Source organism: Alloyangia mangrovi (assembly GCF_002300555.2).
Taxonomy (GTDB): Bacteria; Pseudomonadota; Alphaproteobacteria; order Rhodobacterales; family Rhodobacteraceae; genus Salipiger; species Salipiger mangrovi.
The window spans coordinates 19,671-37,845 of the sequence record NZ_NTHN02000023.1; the positions used below are offsets into that span (position 1 = coordinate 19,671).

The following is an 18,175-nucleotide window of genomic DNA, read 5'->3' on the forward strand; positions in this document are numbered from 1 at the left end:
CTGGTAAAATGTCCCTATCGTGACAAAATATGTTCCAAATCTGCCTGCTGCGATGAAAAACGTCACCCTCCTGCTCTACGACGGCTTCTCCAACATGGTTCTGTCGTGCCTTCTGGAGCCGCTGCGAGCCGTCCGCGACCAGGGTGCAGGCGGGCTGTCATGGCGGATCGTCACGCCGGACGACGGGCCGGCGCGCAGCTCCAGCGGGCTGAACATCTCTCCCGATACAGCCATCGCCGACTGCGACCGATGCGACCTGCTGATCGTCGTGACCGGCTATGGCTACCGTGAGCACGCGAGGCCGGAGCGTCTGGCGCCGCTGCGCCGGCTGACGCGCGGCGCGCGGGCCATCGTCGGGGCCGACACCGGGAGCTGGCTGCTTGCCGCGGCGGGCCTACTGGATGATCAGGGCGCAACGATCCACTGGGCGGTGCTCGCCGAGTTCGCCGAGGCCTTTCCGCAGGTCCAGCCGAGCGATGCGCGTTTCGTGCGAGGGCGACGGGTCTCGACCTGCGGCGGCGCCTCGACGGCGCTCGAGCTGATGCTGGCGATCATCTCCGAGCAGTTCGGCCCGGCGGATGCCTTCCTCGTTTCGACCATGTTCGTGCATGACGCCGAGCGCCAGCAGCGCAGCGGGCGCGGCGCGAACTGGCTGGTCGGCAAGGGCACCGCGCGGCTGCGCGAGATCGTCAATCTGATGGTCGAGACCATCGAGACCCCGCTTCCCCTCGAAGAGCTGGCGCGGCGCGCGGGGCTGACGCGGCGGACGCTGAACCGCCTCTTCCAGGCCGAGCTGGCGATGTCTCCCGGGCGCTACTACCAGCTCATGCGGCTGACCCATGCCCGCGAGCTGGCCTCGGGCACCGACTACGACCTGGGCGAGATCGCCCTGCGCTGCGGCTATGCCAATGCCTCAGCACTGAGCAGGGCCTTCCGTCTGGCCTTTGGCCACCCGATCCGCAAGGCCCGCGGCAGCCGTCCGCGTCAGCGCGAGAGCTGAACCAGCGCCGCCACGATCTGCGAGAAACTGTCCCGCGCGAGGTCATTCACGTCGCGCGCCCGCAGCCAACCATGCACCAGCCCGGCGTGGCTCTGCAGGTGCACCTCGGCACCTGCGCCCGGGCGGCCTCGGCATAGCGCAGAGCGTCGTCATGCAGCGGATCGCATTCCGCCGGGAAGAGCCAGGTCGGCGGCAGCGCCGACAGCGTACCCTTCGCCGGGACAAGACGCGGGTCGTCGGGATCACCGCCCAGCACCTCGCGGTAGGTGCCGAGGTCGCGCGCGCTCAGCAGCGGCGCCTCGGCGTGTTGCTCGAAGCTGCCACCCTCGTGCGGGAAGCCGAGGCCGGGATAGACCAGCACCTGCCCACGCAGCCCGAGGTCCGCGCGGGTGCCGCTGACCGTGGCGCTGAGCGAGGCCCCCGCGCTGTCACCGCAGAGGATCACGGGCCCTTCCACGCAGCAGAGCTCCACCACGCGGACCAGATCCTCATAAGCCGCCAGCCCCGGGTTTTCGGGCGCCAGCCGGTAATCGACCGAGACCACCCTGCAGCCAGTCCGCTGCGCCATTTCGGCGCAGACGTCGTCATGGCTCTCAAGCCCACCCAGCACGAAGCCTCCGCCATGGGCGTAGACCACGGTGACCGGGGACACCGCCCCGTAGAGCCGCACCGGCACGCCGTTCATCTCGCAATCAAGCACTGCAAGCCCCTCGGGCCTCCCCCGGTGGAAATGCGCCGCCATGCGGTCATAGACCGCGCGCTGCGCGGGCCAGTCGCGCGGGTCCAGATCCTCGGGGTAAAAGGCGATGGTCTCATCGACGAAGGCCACGATTTCGGGCGACAGGTAGCTGCGGTAATCCAAGCGATCTTCCTCTCCGGCGGTCTGCGGTCCCGGTGTCAGGGACGCGGAGGAGGTCTAGCCGATCTTCCGCCGCGTGCAAATCCGCGCGCCGCCCGAGCGCGACGCAGCGCGGCAACATCTGCACGATTGCTGAGCGCCGCTCTGGTCTCTGCCACAGCGCCATGCGAGGAACCCGGGCTGGTGCCTCGCGCCGGGCGCAAGGGCTGCGCCGGGCAGGCACCGGGGTACGGACCAGGACAGCAGGAGCAGGTGGGACCATGGCAGTGAAGACGGCAATCATCGGACTGGGGATCATGGGGCGGCGGATGCTGGAGCACATGCAGCTCCACGCGGGCTATTCCGTCGTGGCGATGTGGGACCCCTCGGCCGAGGGCTGCGCCGCGGCGCAGGCGCTTGCACCCGAGACTCCCGTGGCGGCCAGCGCCGCCGAGGCCATCGCCGCCGCCGACCTTGTCTACCTCGCCTGCCCGCCGGAGCCGCGCATGGCCTATGCGCTCGAGGCCGCCGCGGCAGGCAAGGCGGTCTTCCTGGAAAAGCCGCTCGGCGTCGATCTGGCCGCAAGCGAGGAACTGGTGACCAAGCTGCGCGCCAGCGGCGTGCCGGCGGCGGTCAACTTCACCCAGGCCGCCGGCGCAGCGCTGAGCAACATCACCGCGGCTGCACGCTCAGGCGCGATGGGCGATCTCGCGGGGGTCGACATGGTGGTCACCTATGCCGCCTGGCCGCGGGCCTGGCAGCAGGCCGCAGACTGGCTGCGCTTCCGCGCCGAGGGCGGTATGACCCGCGAGGTGCTCTCGCACTTCCTGTTCTTCAGCCAGCGCATCCTCGGCCCGCTCTCGGTCACCTGGGCGCGCCCCTCCTACCCCGCCGACCCGGCGCTCTGCGAGACCGCGTTGCTCGCCCGCCTCGAGACCGAGGCCGGCGTGCCGGTCTCGATCCTCGCCAGCACCGGTGGCGCGCAGGAAGACCGGCAGGAATTCACTGTGAAGGGCAGCAAGGCCTGCCACCGGGTCTCCAACTTCTCGGATGAGGCGGTCTCGACCGGCGGCGCCTTCGTTGCCGTTCCCGCCTTGCCCGGCGAGCCGCGTGCCGTCGCGCTGCGCGCCCAACTGGACGACATGCTGCTCTGCATTGCCGGCAAGCCGCACCGGCTGGCCACCCCGCAGGAGGCGCTCGACGTGCAGCGGCTCGTCGAGGAGATGCTGCGCGGCAAGCCCTGACATGACGAAAGGCCCCGCGATGCGCGCGGGGCCTTCTTCAGGTCTGCTGAACGTTTCCGGGGCAAGCCCCGCGCGGTTCGGAATGGCTCAGAACCCAATCGCGCGCAGCAACAGGAAGCAGGCCGCCGAGAGCAGCGCCGCAGCCGGAACCGTGATCACCCAGGCCGCGACGATCGTCATGAAGTGCGACCGGCGCACCAGCTTGCGGCGGGCGCGTTCCTGGCGCGGCAGGCTCTCGGGCGGCAGGCTGCGGTGGAACCGGCGGGCGCGGCGCTCGACGTACCACTCGCGGAAGAAGCCGACGCCGAACACCCCGCCGACGGCGATATGGGTCGAGCTGACCGGCAGCCCAAGCCAGGAGGCCGCGATCACCGTCACCGCCGCCGAAAGCGCGACGCAATAAGCGCGCATCGGGTTCAGCTTGGTGATCTGGTTGCCGACCATGCCGATCAGCTTCGGGCCGAAGAGCACGAGACCAAAGGAGATGCCGAGCGCCCCGATCACCATGACCCAGAGCGGGATCGCCACTTGCCCCGCGACGCTGGCCGAGTGCTGCACGTAGACGATGGCCGCCAGCGGGCCGACCGCATTGGCCACGTCATTGGCGCCATGGGCAAAGGACAGCAGCGCCGCCGAGACCACCAACGGCAGCCGGAACAGCGTCTTGAGCGAGCGGGCGCGGTTCTCGAGCCCGTTCGACTGGTGGCGGATGAAAGGCACCGAGATAAGGCCGATCCCCACCCCCGTCGCCGCGCCGATCACCAGGGCGGTCGAGAAGTCGATGGCAACCACCTTCTTGAGGCCCTTGAGCGCGAGATAGGTCGAGAAGGCCGCGGCCATGATCCCGATCAGCACCGGCACCCAGGTGCGGGCCGCGGCGATCTTGTCCTCGACGTAGATCACCCGCCACTTGATGAAGGCCAGCATGCCTGCCGCGATGATGCCGCCGAGCAACGGCGAGATCACCCAGCTCGCTGCGATGGCGCCCATGGTCGACCAGTTCACCGAGCCGAGTCCCGCGGCGATGATCCCCGCACCCATCACGCCGCCAACCACCGAGTGGGTCGTCGAGACCGGCGCGCCGATCCATGTCGCGATGTTCACCCAGATCGATGCCGCGAGCAGCGCCGCCATCATCGCCCGCACGAAGACGCCGGTGTCGGCGAGCCCCGCCGGGTCGATGATGCCCTTGGAGATGGTCGAGACCACGTCCCCGCCCGCGATCAGCGCGCCGGCGGTCTCGAAGATCGCGGCGATGGCGATGGCCCCGAGCAACGACAGCGCCTTGGCACCCACTGCGGGGCCCATGTTGTTGGCCACGTCGTTGGCGCCGATGTTCAGCGCCATGTAGGCGCCGAAGGCGGCGGCCACGACCACCGCGAGGCTCTGCGTCGCGCCGCCGGTCAGGATCGCGGCGGCCACCGCGGCGAGCGAGACGAAGACGAGGCTGATCCCCACGCCGACCAGCGGTCGCGAGGCGTGCATGGTGGCCTCTTCAAGACGCGCAAGACGGTTCAGGTCCTTGTCGAGCGTCTTCCACTGAGGCGTGGTTTGTTCGGTCACGTTGAATGTCCTTGAAATCCAGGGGCCCGGCCGGACCCTTCGGGGCTCAGCCTTGCCGTGCCCGCGAGACCAGCGCCGGGAAGTCCGCGAGGATGGATTTGAGTTGTTCTTCCTCGACCGCCTGGGCCGCGGCGTCGGGCGACATCCAGCGGCGCTCTCGGTCGGCCATTTCGGGGAAGTGGTCCAGCAGCTTCTCGACCGCCACCGCGTAGACGTCGACGTCGGTGGTGACAGGGAGGCGGCCGTTGACGATCTTGCGGTAGCGGTATTGCCCGATGCGGAACGGCCGCGGGCCGAAATGTTTCACCCCCGCCTCTTCCCAGGCTTCCTGCAGCGCGGTGCCGGCGCCATCGGTGCCGCGCACTGGCCAGCCCTTGGGAAGGATCCAGCGCTTCGTGGTGCGCGAGGTGATCATCAGCACTTCCGGTCGGCCGTCCTCCACGCGATGGCAGAGCGCCGCGATTTGAACGCGGTTGGGGCGACCCAGGAGCGGGGCGAGATAGCTGTTCCAGAATTCGGCAAACATCGGCTCACCTATTGAGATCGAGGCGGACCGGCTGCCTCTAACGCAAAGCGCGCGGTTTCTCAAGTCGGGAGGCCATAAGCAGGTGAAAGGATCTGTCGCACGTGGCGTCACCTACCCACCGCCCGACCTTTCCGCCAGCGCAAACCCCTGGGCAAACGCGATGACCGGCGGCCCTGCCGTGCCGCGCGGCTCCTTTGCCTCGCTGGCCCGGCGGGATGGACGGGTTGACTGCTCGCCCGCTGACCAACTCGGAGCCTGGCTGACCGATCATCATGCTATCAAGACGTTGACCTTTTGGCTCCGGAGGACCTCTGGGGCAAATTTCACGCTTTGCGCCAATGCCTCGGAGCGGACCTGCAAGGGCGCTGTTGCGGATGCTTCCGAGCTGGGCTACTCACACTCCGACGGGTCATTAGCTCAGTTGGATAGAGCAACCGCCTTCTAAGCGGTCGGTCGAGGGTTCGAATCCTTCATGGCCCGCCACCCCTCCCCTCGCTTTCACTGCCAAGGCGGCATAGGCTTGCACGACGTGGCGGTCATCATCCACATCTCGGACTGACCCGGGTCGGATCAAGAATGGTCGGCATGCGTCCCGGGTCATTCGCTCGAACGCGATATGACCGACGCAGGGAGTGCCCCCATCCAACGGCATTCGTGTGGTATGTTGGTTTCCCTCCGGACCGAACGGAGGGCACGTCCAACCTAACAACGATCAGCATGCAGGCGGTTGTCCTGACGAAGACCGGATTTCAGGTTTGCATGATCCTATTGGCCGGGAGAGTTTCTTCATCCCCGTACTGCCGCGCCCGCGTTTGGCGGCGCGCGCCGCAGAACAGTCGGTCTGCGTGGGCGATGGAGGCCTGCGCCAAATCGCATCACTGAGGCCGCATCGCGCCCAGCTCTGCGCGGCGTCGTCTGGCAGATGTCCGAGACGCAGAGCCTTTCAGCCGGTTCGGAAAACCCAAGGCCTCCTAGCAAGGGCGTTCGGTGATGGGTTAGCCCAATCCTAATCCATGCTGACGTAGGAATTTCTTTTTCCTCACCCATTCCTGCGTCATCCTCCGCCAACAAGCCGGCAACCCGGAGTTTCAAGCCATGATCCGCCCAGTGACAGACCTGCTGGCCCCAATCTGCGGCATTCCGCTGGGTCCCGACGGAACGATCTGCGCCCTGCCCGGCGCCATGGCCCCCGACGTCCTGCGCCCCGGACTCCCCGAAGCACACAAGATTGCACAGAAGGACTGAACGATGTCAGTTGAAAAGACCGAAGCCCTTGTCATCGGGGCGGGACAGGCCGGCCTCGCGGCGAGCGAGCATCTGGGCAGAAGCGGCATCCAGCATATCGTGCTCGAACGGAAGCGGATCGCCGAGCGCTGGCGCTCAGAGCGCTGGGATTCGCTGGTTGCCAACGGCCCCGCCTGGCACGATCGCTTCCCCGGCATGGAGTTCCCGGGCGATCCCGATGCCTTCGTACCAAAGGAGAAGGTCGCCGACTACTTCGAGGCCTACGCCAAGCTCATCGGCGCGCCGGTGCGCTGCGGCGTCTCGGTGACCCGGGTGACCCGGCTCGAGGGGCGCCCAGGCTTCCGCGTCGAAACCAGCGAAGGGATCATCGAGGCCGGATACGTCATCTCCGCCACCGGTGCCTTCCAGCACCCGGCGATCCCGCCGCTGGTGCCGCAATCCGCAGGAATCGCGCAGCTGCATTCGAGTGCCTATCGCAATCCGGGGCAAATGCCCGAAGGCGCGGTGCTTGTCGTCGGCGCCGGCTCGTCCGGCGTGCAGATCGCCGACGAATTGCTGGCCGCCGGGCGCAAGGTCTACCTCTCCGTAGGCCCGCATGACCGCCCGCCGCGCAGCTATCGCGGTCGCGATTTCGTCTGGTGGCTCGGCGTGCTCAACAAGTGGGACGCCGAAGCGAACCCGGCCTCGGAGCACACCACCATCGCGGTCAGCGGCGCGCGTGGCGGCCAGACCGTCGACTTCCGCAAGCTGGCCGAGCGCGGCATGGTCCTGCTCGGCCGCAGCGAGGGCTTTGCCGACGGAATGCTCAGCTTTGCCCCGGATCTCGCCGCGAATATCGCAGCCGGCGACGCGAATTACCTGTCCCTGCTCGACGAAGCCGATGCCTATGTGGCGCTGAACGGGCTCGACCTGCCGGAAGAGCCCGAGGCGCGGCGGATTGGCGCGGATCCGGCCTGCATGACCGATCCGATCCGCTCGCTCGACCTGAGGCAGGCAGGCATCACCACGATCCTCTGGGCGACGGGCTTCACCTCGGACTACAGCTGGCTCGCGGTGGACGTGCTCGACGAAGCCGGAAAGCCGCGGCACCAGCGGGGCATCGGCACGGTGCCCGGCGTCTATTTCCTTGGCCTGCCCTGGCAGACGCGGCGCGGCTCGTCGTTCATCTGGGGCGTCTGGCACGACGCCAAGTATGTGGCCGATCATATCGCAAAGCAGCGCGGCTACCTTGCCTATGCGCCCGCTGAGCTACCGATGCCCGAAGCGGTCTAAGCGGAAAGCAGCGGAATGGCCCCTACACGCCTCGGCCCCTTCGACACGAAGGGACCCCATCCAGAGCAGTTGCTCGACACCGGCCCGCGCAGGGCCGTGACCCCCGCGATGCCTACCTATCGCATTCCCAGAGACGAATGATGCAAAGCCTGTCCCATTACACCACCCGCGCCGCGGCGCTGTCGTTGCGCAACCAGTGCTGGATTGACGGGCGCTTCGTGCCCGCGGCATCCGGCGCGCGCTTCGAGAGCGTCAACCCCGCCACCGCCGAGGTCCTGACCGCGGTGGCACGCGGCGGCGCGGAGGATATCGACCGCGCGGTTGCCTCTGCCCGTGCCGCCTTCGAGGATCGCCGCTGGTCCGGCAAGACCCCCGGCGAGCGCAAGGAGGTCCTGCTTAGGCTCGCGGCGCTCCTGCGCGAGAACCTCGAGGAATTCGCCCTTCTGGACACGCTCGACATGGGCAAGCCGATCTCCGAAACAGTCAACGTCGACGTCCCCGGGTCAGCGCATTTCTTCCAGTGGCATGCCGAGGCCATCGACAAGCTCTATGACGAGGTCGCCCCGACCGGCGGCCGCGACTTGGCGCTGATCCGGCGCGTGCCGCTCGGCGTGGTCGGCGCGGTGGTGCCGTGGAACTTCCCGCTCGACATGGCCACCTGGAAACTTGCCCCGGCGCTTGCCACGGGCAATTCGGTCGTGCTGAAACCTGCCGAGCAGTCACCGCTCTCTGCCCTGCGGCTTGCCGAGTTGGCCGCCGAAGCCGGGCTGCCCGACGGCGTGCTCAACGTCGTGCCGGGCTTCGGCGAGGATGCCGGACAGGCGCTCGGTCGCCATCCTGACGTGGATTGCCTTGTCTTCACCGGCTCCACCGAGGTCGGCAAGATGTTCCAGCGCTACGCCGGCGAAAGCAACATGAAGCAGGTCTGGCTGGAAACCGGTGGCAAGAGCCCCAACCTGATCTTCCCGGATGCCGATCTGGACGCCGCCGCGGACAAGGCCGCCTTCGGGATCTTCTTCAACCAGGGGGAGGTGTGTTCGGCCAATTCCCGGATGCTCGTGCATGAAAGCATCGCCGAGGAGATGATTGAGCGCATGAGGCTCCGCGCCGAGGCGATCACCCCCGGCAACCCGCTCGACCCGGACACGAAGATGGGCGCGATGGTCGATGCCCGACACACCGAGCGGGTCGAGGGCTTCCTTGCCGCGGGCAAGCAGTGCAGCCGCCTTGTGGCCGGTGGCAACCGCCTGACCCTCGGCGGCTCGGATGCCTTCATTCAGCCTACTATCTTCGCCGATGTGCCGCGCGACGCCCGGATCGCCCGCGAGGAGATCTTCGGCCCGGTGTTGGCGGTGCAGACCTTCCAAGATGACGCCGAGGCGATCGCGATGGCCAACGACTCCGTCTACGGGCTCGCAGCCTCGGTCTGGACGCGCGACCTGACCCGGGCCATGGCCGTCTCCGACGCGCTGGTCGCAGGCACGGTTTCGGTCAACACGGTGGACGCGCTGTCCGCGATGACTCCCTTTGGCGGAATGAAGCAGTCGGGCTTCGGGCGGGACCTGTCGATCCACTCCTTCGATAAGTATTCGGCGCTCAAGACGGTCTGGATCAGCTATTGACGCGTCTGGCGCGGCGCGGGCGGCTGTAGTAGGAAACGGCTAACACAAGCCGCCCCGGATTTAGCCTTGCCCTTACGCTTCACACTGCGCCAACTCGAGTATTTTGTCGCTGTGGGCGAGTGCGGCTCGATCGCGCTCGCCGCCCAGAAGGTGAGCGTCTCCTCTCCCTCCATCTCCTCGGCCATCTCGCAACTCGAGGCCGAATTCGGCCTGCAGTTGTTTATCCGCCGCCACGCGCACGGTCTCTCGCTCACCCAGGGCGGCGCGCGTTTCATGGAGGTCGCGCGCGAGGTGCTCGACAAGGCCGCGACGCTCGGCGATCTGGCAAATGACATCACGGGCAAGGTCCGCGGCCCACTGAATATCGGCTGCCTGGTCACCTTCGCGCAGATCGTGCTGCCGCAATTGCGGCGCAGCTTCGTCGAGGCCTGGCCGGATGTCGAGTTCCGGCAATTCGAACGCGACCAGCAGGAGCTGTTCGACGGCTTACGGTCGGCACGGATCGACGTCGCCTTGACCTATGACCTGAACGTGCCGTCCGATCTCGAGTTCATCTCGCTGATCGAACTGCCTCCCTTTGCCCTGGTGCACGAGACCCACGAGCTTGCCCACCTCGAAAGCGTCTCCCCGGCCGAGCTGTCGGACTACCCGATGGTGCTTCTCGACCTGCCGATGAGCAGCGACTATTTCCTCTCTTTCTTCACCGCGCTTGGCATTACGCCGATGATCGAGGAGCGCACCCGGGATATCGCCGTCATGCGCTCGCTCGTGGCCAACGGCTTTGGCTACGGGATGGCAAACGTCCGCCCGATCACCGAGCGCGCGCCCGACGGTCGTCCCCTGCGTTTCATTCCCCTGACAGGGCCGGTCCGCACGCTTAACCTCGGCCTCTTGATGACCGAGGGAGCGCGGAACTCCCGTACGATCCAGGCCTTCATCGACCATGCGCGGGCCGAGATCACGCCCACGCGCGCGCCGGGCCTTCAGGTCCGCGCCAAGGGTGCCCCCAGCGCTTCCTGAACCGTTCCCAAGCTGCTCATTACGCAGGCACTTCGCCACTTCCGTAAGTCATTAGGCAAAGCCTAAGTCAAGCTTCCGGAAGGCGTAATTTACTTCAAAACCGCCCCGGCGGATCAACACGCATAGCCCGGCCCGACCGCCGGCCGAACGACACGCCGCCAAGGAGAAGACGGTGCGAAATCCCAGCTACGACATCCTGTTCGAACCCGCCAAGATCGGCCCGCTGACCGCCAAGAACCGGTTTTACCAGGTGCCGCACTGCAACGGCGGTGGCTATCGCGATCCCTCGGCCGTGGCGGCGATGCGCGGGATCAAGGCCGAAGGCGGCTGGGGCGTGATCTTCACCGAACAGACCGAGATGCACCACACTTCGGAAATCACCCCCTTCATCGAGCTGCGCCTTTGGGACGATGCCGACATCCCGGCCCTGCGCCGCATGTCCGACGCGATGAAGACCAAGGGCGCGCTGGCCGGCATCCAATTGGCCTATTCCGGGATCAACGGCCCGAACCTTTACACCAAGGAGGTGCCGCTCGCGCCCTCCGCCCTGCCGATCCGCACCTTCACCAACGACCCGGTGCAGGCGCGCGCGATGGACAAGACCGACATCCGCAACCTGCGCCGCTGGTTCGTCAACGCCGCCAAACGCTCGAAGATGGCTGGCTTCGACCTGATCTGCCTTTACGGCGCCCACGGCTTCGGCATCTTCCAGCACTTCCTGTCGCGGGCCACCAACCAGCGCACAGATGAATATGGCGGCTCGCTGGAAAACCGCGCGCGTTTCGTCAACGAGGTCATCGCCGACATGCGCGACGCCGTCGGCGACACCATGGGCATCACCCTGCGCGTCAGCCTCGATGAGCACATCGGCAAGCTCGGCTTCTCGAATGCCGAGGTCCGCGAGTTCATCGAGATGAACGCCGACCTGCCCGACCTGTGGGACCTCGCCCAGGGCACTTGGGAAGATTGCTCCGGTCCCTCCCGCTTCAAGCAAGAGGCCGCGCAGGAGGTGCTGGTATCCGGCATCCGCGAGCTGACCTCGAAACCGGTGGTGGGCGTCGGCCGCTTCACTTCGCCCGACTTGATGGCGCGACTCGTACGGCAGGGTGTGCTCGACTTCATCGGCTGCGCCCGCCCCTCGATCGCCGACCCCTTCCTGCCAAAGAAGATCGAGGAAGGTCGGATCGAGGACATCCGCGAGTGCATCGGCTGCAACATCTGCATCACCGGCGACATGACCATGTCGATCAGCCGCTGCACGCAGAACCCGACCTTCATGGAAGAATGGCGCAAGGGCTGGCACCCCGAGACCATGAACACCAAGGGCGCAAGCTCCAACGTGCTGATCGTCGGCGCGGGCCCGGCCGGGCTCGAGGCCGCGCGCGCGCTCTCGCTGCGCGGCTATGACGTGGCGCTGGCCGAAGCGGGCAGCGAACTCGGCGGCCGCGTCGCGCGCGAGCGCAAGCTGCCGGGGCTCTCGGCATGGGGACGTGTCGTCGATTACCGAACCTACCAGCTTTCGCAGCGTCCGAATGCCGAAACCTATTTCGACAGCCACCTCTCCGCTCAGGAAATCCTCGAGTTCGGCTTCGAGAATATCTGTATCGCGACGGGTGCCCACTGGCGGGCAGACGGCGTTTCCCGTCAGCATGTCGCGCCTATCCCCGCCGATCCGGCCATGCCGGTGTTCACGCCGGATGACATCATGGCGGGCAAGCTGCCCAAGGGAGAAGTCGTGCTCTTCGATGACGATCACTATTACATGGGCGGCGTCATCGCCGAGCTTCTGGCCAAGGCGGGCTGCAACGTGACCCTCGTAACCCCCTCGGCCTATGTCTCGGACTGGACCCTGAACACACTGGAACAGGGGGCGATCCACCGCCGGCTCGTCGAGAACGGCGTGAAGATCGTGCTCAACACCGGGATCGCGGCGCTGCGCGCGGGCGAGGTGGAGACCGAATGCACCTATACCGGGCTCAAGTCGGCGATCGGCTGCGACGCCGTCGTGATGGTGGCCTCGCGGATTTCGGATGATGCGCTGTTCCAGGAACTGTCCGCGCGGCAGGCGGAATGGGCAGATGCCGGCATCAAGTCGGTCAAGGTGATCGGCGATGCCAGCGCGCCCGGACCGATCGCATGGGCCACCTATGCCGGGCATCGCTACGCGCGCGACCTCGACGGGCCGGATATCGGCGACGCGCTTCCGTTCCGCCGCGAGGTCACGCAACTCGCATGACCCCGCCCGGGTCCGGCACCGAGCTACAGGAAAGTCGCACATGACACGCGGAAAAGCCGTCGAAGTCTTCAAGGTCTCGAAAAGCTTCGGGAATTTCCAGGCACTTGACGATGTCAGCTTCACCATCCACGAGAACGAGTTCTTCACGCTGCTCGGCCCATCGGGCTGCGGCAAGACCACGCTCCTGCGGATGATCGCCGGTTTCGAGACGCCGACCGAGGGCGCAATCGTCCTCTTCGGCGAAGAGATCGAAGACTTGCCGGCACACAAGCGACACGTGAACACGGTGTTCCAGAGCTATGCGCTCTTCCCGCACATGACGCTGGAACAGAACATCGCCTTCGGCCTGGAGAACCTCGGCTGGGACAAGGCGCGCCGGCAGGCGCGCGTCGCCGAGATGCTTGAGTTGGTGCACATGACGCCCTTTGCAAAGCGTCGCCCCGACCAGCTCTCCGGCGGCCAGCGCCAGCGGATCGCACTGGCCCGTGCGCTGGCGCCCGAGCCGAAGGTTCTCCTGCTCGACGAGCCGCTCTCCGCGCTCGATCTCAAGCTGCGCCAGGCGATGCGCAACGAACTGCGCGCGTTGCAACGCCAGACCGGCATCACCTTCATCTTCGTGACCCACGACCAGGAAGAGGCGCTCGACATGTCCGACCGGATCTGCGTGCTCGGCCAGGGCCAGATCCAACAGATCGGCACCCCTTCGGAGATCTACGAGGAGCCGGTGAACCGTTTCGTTGCCGCCTTCATCGGCGAGTCGAATTTCCTCGACGCCGAGGTGACCGCGCTCGACGGCGAACGGGCCCGGATCCGCACACCGCTCGGGCTTGAAATCACCGCGGCGCACAAAGGGCTGACCGACACCGGCCCCGCGACCATGTCGCTGCGCCCCGAGAAGATCGGGCTCGAGGAACAGGCGGTCGGAAACGTCATGACCGGCACCGTCCGCGCACGCAACTACATGGGCGGATATACCCATTACGTCGTCGAAACTGCTGGCGTGGAGCTTCGGGTTTCGCGCCGCAACGGCCTCAGTCAGGCAGAAAGCTATCCGGTCGGGCAGGAGGTCAGGCTCGGCTTCCGCGACGACTCCGTGCGGATCCTGGCGCAATGAGGGGATTCCGCGTCTGGGGTCTCGTTCCGGCATGGTCGTTGATGCTGGGAACGCTGATGGTGCCGCTGATCATCGTCGCGATGGTTTCGGTGGCAGATCGCGGCACCTACGGCGGGTTCGACTGGGCTTTCAACCTGCTTTCCTATCGCGAAATCCTGTTCAGCGAGGATTGGGACGGCAATCTCGCCTTCGATCCGAAATACCTGGGCATCATCGGGCGCACCCTTCTGCTCGCAACCGCCACGACTGCGATCTGCATGATCCTGTCGCTGCCGGTCGCCTATGTGATCGCCACCCGCTCGCCCCGGATGAAAGCGCTGTTGATCTACCTCGTCACCCTGCCCTTCTGGGTCTCGATGATCGTGCGTGTCTACGCCTGGCTCATCATCCTCGGCAATGACGGGATCGTCGGCCGCTTCTGGCACTGGATCGGCGGAGAGGGCACCCTGCTCTTCACCCCCGGGGCGATGCTCGTCGGCATGGTCTACAGCTACATCCCGCTTATGGTGCTGCCGGTCTTCGCGGCGATCGAAAAGCTCGATCCCGCGCTGCTCGAGGCCGGGGCCGATCTCTATGCCAGCCGCTGGACGACCGCGCGCCGGGTGATCCTGCCGCTGACCTGGCCGGGGCTCGCCGCGGGGGCCGTGCTCGTCTTCGTGCCGGCGCTTGGCACCGTTCTCGAGCCGATGCTGCTCGGCGGCGGAAAGCAGATGATGATGGGCACGCTGATCCAGACCCAGTTCGGCGGCGGCCGCAACTGGCCCTTCGGGGCGGCAGTGGCCCTCGTGCTGCTTGCGATGGTGGTGATCGTCCTGGTCCTCAACGCCCGCCGGGCCATGCATCGGGAGACACGCGCATGAGCCGACATCACAACGTGCGCCACTACCCCGGAGCGGGGCTGGTCACCGCGGTCTTCTTCCTTTGGCTCTATGCCCCCATCGCCGTGGTCATCTGGTTTTCCTTCAACGAGAACCGCCTCGTGTCGGTCTGGACCGGCTTTTCCACCAAGTGGTATACCGCCGCGCTTTCGAACGACGCCCTGCTCGATGCGCTGCGCGTCTCGCTGATCGTCGCGCTGACGGCGACGGTGGTGGCGACCCTCGTCGCGCTGAGCGCCGCGATGGTTCTGAGCCGCAACCCGGACATGCGCTTCCGGAGGCTCTCGGAGACGGTGGTCAACCTGCCGCTCCTGCTGCCGGAAATCGTGGTGGCAGTCGCCTCGCTGATCCTGTTCTCGCAGATCGGGTTCAGCAATGGCATGGCCCGGCTGATCGTGGCGCATTCGGCCTTCTGCACGCCTTTCGCCTTCCTGCCGATCCGCGCCCGCCTGCAGGGGATGAGCCGCGACTACGAAGAAGCCGCCAAGGATCTCTACGCGGCGCCTTTCACCGCCTTCCGGCGGGTGACCCTACCGCTGATCCTGCCTGGGGTCTTCGCAGGGGCGATGCTCGCCTTCGTGATCTCGATGGACGATTTCATCACCTCGAACATGCTCAATACCGGCGGCACCACCACCCTGCCCGTCTACATCTTCGGCCTGATCAAGCGGGGCACGACGCCCGAGCTCAACGCGATTTCGACCCTGCTGATCTTGGCCTCCCTCGTCCTCGCGTTGCTTGCCCTGGGTCTCTCGGCCCGGTGGATGCGGCGCGGCTGACCCAAGAAAAAAACCACCCAACAGGAGAGAAAAAAGTGAGAAAAAAGATCACACTCGGCACAGCATTGGCCCTTGCCCTCGCACTGCCGGCCTATGCCGAAGGCACGCTCAACCTCTACACTTGGTCGGACTCGATCGCGCCCGAGCTGATCGAGAAGTTCGAGGCCGAGACCGGCATCGACGTCAATGTCGACGGTTTCAACTCCAACGAGGATGCGCTGACCAAGTTGCAGGCGGGATCGTCGGGCTATGACATCGTCACGCCGTCGCAGCACTTCGTTAAGATCATGATCGACGAGGGCCTGCTCGAGAATATCAACGCGATGGAGCTCGCCGCCTACGCGCAGGTTGACGAAAAGTGGAAGCGCCAATGGTGGGATCCGACCAACGGCTATTCGATCCCGCTCGCCTATGGCACCGCCGGTTTTGCCGTGAACCGCGATGTCTACGAGGGGCCGATCGACAGCTGGGCGACCTATTTCACCCCGCCCGAAGAGCTGAAAGGCAAGGTCGCCTCGCTGTCCTACCCGGATGAGGTTGTCGGCGCCGCGCAGCTGTTCCTCGGCGTGCCCTTCTGCTCGGAGGACAAGGCCGAGATGAAGAAGGTCTATGACCTGCTGATGGCGCAGAAGCCCGATGTCGCGGCTTACAGCTCGGACAATATCGAGAACCGTCTCGGGACCGGCGAAGTCGGAGCGCATTTCTGGTGGGACGGAAACGTGCTGCGCAACCGCAACGATGGCGCGAACCTCGCCTATGCGATGCCGAAAGAAGGCCTGGTCGGCTGGCTCGACAGCTTCGTGGTGCCGAAGGGCGCCGAGAATGTCGAGGCCGCGAAGCAGTTCATCGACTTCATGTCAACCGAAGAGAACGCGACCATCCAGTACAACTACTACGCGCACTCCTCGCCGGTGAAGCTGGACCTCGAAAAGGCCAAGTACACCCCCGAGAACGCGCCTGAACTCTTCCCGACGGTTCCGGTGGAATTCTCCAAGGCCTGCTCGCCCGCCGCGCAGGATCTGGTGACCAAGGTCTGGACCGACCTGCTGCAATAAGCGCTTCGCCCGGCTGGACCTGCTCTGGCCGGGCTCTTCGAGCCAGGAGAAAGCCCCCGCTAGATGCCCCAGACGATCGAGCTCCACAACGCGCGCAACATCTATACCGCGGATCGCGTCTCGCTGCGGCTTGCCGAGGGGCGGATCGCCTGGATCGGCAAGCCCGGCGACATGCCCGCATGTACCGCACCCGCGCGGCGGGTCGAGGCCGAGGGACTCTGGATCGCGCCCGGGTTCTGCGACAGCCACCTGCATCTCTTCCAGGGCGGCATCACGCTCGGTCAACTCAACCTCTTCGGAATCGACACGCGCGAGGGATTCGCCGCCGCGCTCGACGCCTATCGACCCGGTCGCGAAGACGCCCCCCTGCTCTCCGCGGTCTCCGCGAACTACGAAATTCTCGGCCCTGGCACCCGGCCCGACCGACACGCGCTCGACGCGCTGCTGCCCGAGCAGCCGCTCATGATCTTCTCGGTCGATCTGCACACGGCCTGGGCCAATACCGCCGCGCTCACCGCTGCGGGCCTGATGGACGAGGTCCCGGAAGTGCAAAACGCCGAGATCGTCCTCGGCGCCGACGGCAAACCCAATGGCGAGCTGCGAGAGGGCAACGCGATGCGTCTCGTCGGGCGGCTCTCTGCCCATGGCGGACGCGAGAATGCGGCCATGGCCGGCGATGAGCCGGGGCCGGTGACCGAGGCCGAGCGCGCCGCCGACAAGGCCGCGATCGCCGCAGCCCTCGGCGCCTGTGCAGCCTATGGCATCACCACCGCCGTCAACATGGATGGCAACCTCTACCAGGCCGAGCTCCTGAGCGAGATGGAACGCGACGGCGAACTGCCGATCCGCGTTTCCCTGGCGATGCGGCTCTCGCCCTCGCATGATGCCGCACGGATCGATGCGCTGATCGACGCCGCGAACCGCAAGGGCACGGACAGGCTCTCATACGGGCGGATCAAGATGTTCCTCGACGGCGTCTTCGACACCTGGACGGCCTACCGCACCGACGACTATCCCGACCGGCAGGGGTTCCGCAGCGAGCCGCTCTTCACACCCGAGCGGTTCGAGGCGATCTGCCGCGATGCCGACGCCAGGGGGCTGCAGATCCAGGTCCATTGCGTCGGCGATGCCGCCGTGCGCACAGCGCTCGATGGATACGAGGCCGCGCGGAGCGCGAACGGCTCCCGCGATGCGCGCCACCGTGTCGAGCATATCGACATGTTGCACCGCGACGACCTGCCGCGGTTTTCCGAGCTGGATGTCATCGCCTCGATGCAGCCCGTGCACCCGCCGGGCTCCAGCGGCCTGCCTCTCGAACCCACGGTCTCGATCATGGGGCGGACGCGCTGGAAGGACACCTTCCCCTGGAAGTCCCTGCGCGACAGCGGCGCGACGCTCGCCTTCGGCACCGATTGGCCGACAGCGCCGCTCTCACCCTTCAACGCGATCCATTCGGCCCTCGTCCGCCAGCCCTGGGCCGAAGACGTCGCCGACCAGCGCATTCCATTCGAAGCGGTGATCGCGGCCTATACCGAGGGGGGTGCCCATGCGCTCTTCGCCGAGGGCGACCGTGGCGCGCTGCAGGTCGGCATGGTGGGCGATGTGGTCCTGCTCGACGGCGATCCGCGCGACCTGCGCCACAGCGCCGAGGCCAGCCGCGCCGTGATGACGATTTGCGACGGCACCATAGTTCATGAGGCCGGCGCCTGACGCGGGTCTGTGACCGGGCAATGCTTGCAGGGTCAACAGGTCTTCCCGCGGTCTCGGAAAGTCCGGATCGTGC

At 66.5% G+C, this 18,175-nt stretch carries 15 protein-coding genes and 1 tRNA gene; 13 read left to right on the forward strand and 3 right to left on the reverse strand.

The window, feature by feature from the left end; translation table 11 throughout:
- The first annotated feature begins 52 nt into the window (after positions 1-52).
- Positions 53-1,000: a GlxA family transcriptional regulator gene (locus CLG85_RS13620; protein WP_260349103.1), complete on the forward strand. Its 948-nt coding sequence runs from the start codon at positions 53-55 to the stop codon at positions 998-1,000.
- Between the two features lie 46 nt (positions 1,001-1,046).
- Here CLG85_RS13620 and CLG85_RS13625 read toward each other — a convergent pair whose 3' ends face one another.
- Entirely contained in the window at positions 1,047-1,862 is an 816-nt protein-coding gene (locus CLG85_RS13625; protein ID WP_095884443.1) for an alpha/beta hydrolase, read from the reverse strand.
- Between the two features lie 257 nt (positions 1,863-2,119).
- Here CLG85_RS13625 and CLG85_RS13630 point away from each other — a divergent pair, with 257 nt between their 5' ends.
- Positions 2,120-3,082 carry a Gfo/Idh/MocA family protein gene (locus CLG85_RS13630; RefSeq protein WP_260349105.1) on the forward strand — a complete coding sequence of 321 codons (963 nt, stop codon included), beginning with the start codon at positions 2,120-2,122 and terminating at the stop codon, positions 3,080-3,082.
- 87 nt (positions 3,083-3,169) lie between these two features.
- Here CLG85_RS13630 and CLG85_RS13635 read toward each other — a convergent pair whose 3' ends face one another.
- Positions 3,170-4,645 (reverse strand): inorganic phosphate transporter, encoded by a 1,476-nt coding sequence (locus CLG85_RS13635; RefSeq protein WP_095881611.1) that lies wholly within the window; start codon positions 4,643-4,645, stop codon positions 3,170-3,172.
- Positions 4,646-4,691: 46 nt separating this feature from the next.
- Positions 4,692-5,171 carry an NUDIX hydrolase gene (locus tag CLG85_RS13640; RefSeq protein WP_095881612.1) on the reverse strand — a complete coding sequence of 160 codons (480 nt, stop codon included), beginning with the start codon at positions 5,169-5,171 and terminating at the stop codon, positions 4,692-4,694.
- A gap of 406 nt (positions 5,172-5,577) precedes the next feature.
- Between CLG85_RS13640 and CLG85_RS13645 the strand changes: the two genes are divergently transcribed.
- The 11 genes from CLG85_RS13645 (at position 5,578) to CLG85_RS13695 (ending at position 18,102) form a co-directional block, all read left to right on the forward strand.
- Positions 5,578-5,654: transfer RNA gene (locus CLG85_RS13645), tRNA-Arg, on the forward strand.
- Between the two features lie 612 nt (positions 5,655-6,266).
- Positions 6,267-6,416 carry a hypothetical protein gene (locus CLG85_RS13650; RefSeq protein ID WP_176476532.1) on the forward strand — a complete coding sequence of 50 codons (150 nt, stop codon included), beginning with the start codon at positions 6,267-6,269 and terminating at the stop codon, positions 6,414-6,416.
- A 3-nt stretch (positions 6,417-6,419) separates the two neighbouring features.
- A complete protein-coding gene (locus CLG85_RS13655; RefSeq protein ID WP_095881613.1) occupies positions 6,420-7,688 on the forward strand; it encodes a flavin-containing monooxygenase in 1,269 nt (422 codons plus the stop codon).
- 137 nt (positions 7,689-7,825) lie between these two features.
- Positions 7,826-9,310: an aldehyde dehydrogenase gene (locus CLG85_RS13660; RefSeq protein ID WP_217989731.1), complete on the forward strand. Its 1,485-nt coding sequence runs from the start codon at positions 7,826-7,828 to the stop codon at positions 9,308-9,310.
- Positions 9,311-9,376: 66 nt separating this feature from the next.
- Complete coding sequence (locus CLG85_RS13665; RefSeq protein ID WP_095881614.1) at positions 9,377-10,330, forward strand: LysR family transcriptional regulator; 954 nt, start codon at positions 9,377-9,379, stop codon at positions 10,328-10,330.
- Positions 10,331-10,502: 172 nt separating this feature from the next.
- Positions 10,503-12,566 carry an oxidoreductase gene (locus tag CLG85_RS13670; protein ID WP_260349107.1) on the forward strand — a complete coding sequence of 688 codons (2,064 nt, stop codon included), beginning with the start codon at positions 10,503-10,505 and terminating at the stop codon, positions 12,564-12,566.
- 40 nt (positions 12,567-12,606) lie between these two features.
- A complete protein-coding gene (locus CLG85_RS13675) occupies positions 12,607-13,680 on the forward strand; it encodes an ABC transporter ATP-binding protein (RefSeq protein ID WP_095881615.1) in 1,074 nt (357 codons plus the stop codon).
- Positions 13,677-14,540 (forward strand): ABC transporter permease, encoded by an 864-nt coding sequence (locus CLG85_RS13680; RefSeq protein WP_095881616.1) that lies wholly within the window; start codon positions 13,677-13,679, stop codon positions 14,538-14,540. The genes CLG85_RS13675 and CLG85_RS13680 overlap by 4 nt, the downstream gene beginning before the upstream one ends.
- Positions 14,537-15,337, forward strand: a complete 801-nt coding sequence (locus CLG85_RS13685; protein WP_095881617.1) for an ABC transporter permease — start codon at positions 14,537-14,539, stop codon at positions 15,335-15,337. Before CLG85_RS13680 ends, CLG85_RS13685 begins: the two co-directional genes overlap by 4 nt.
- A gap of 35 nt (positions 15,338-15,372) precedes the next feature.
- A complete protein-coding gene (locus CLG85_RS13690) occupies positions 15,373-16,392 on the forward strand; it encodes an extracellular solute-binding protein (protein ID WP_235865349.1) in 1,020 nt (339 codons plus the stop codon).
- A 63-nt stretch (positions 16,393-16,455) separates the two neighbouring features.
- Positions 16,456-18,102, forward strand: coding sequence for an amidohydrolase (locus tag CLG85_RS13695; RefSeq protein ID WP_095881619.1), 1,647 nt, complete (start codon positions 16,456-16,458; stop codon positions 18,100-18,102).
- The last annotated feature ends 73 nt before the right edge of the window (positions 18,103-18,175 follow it).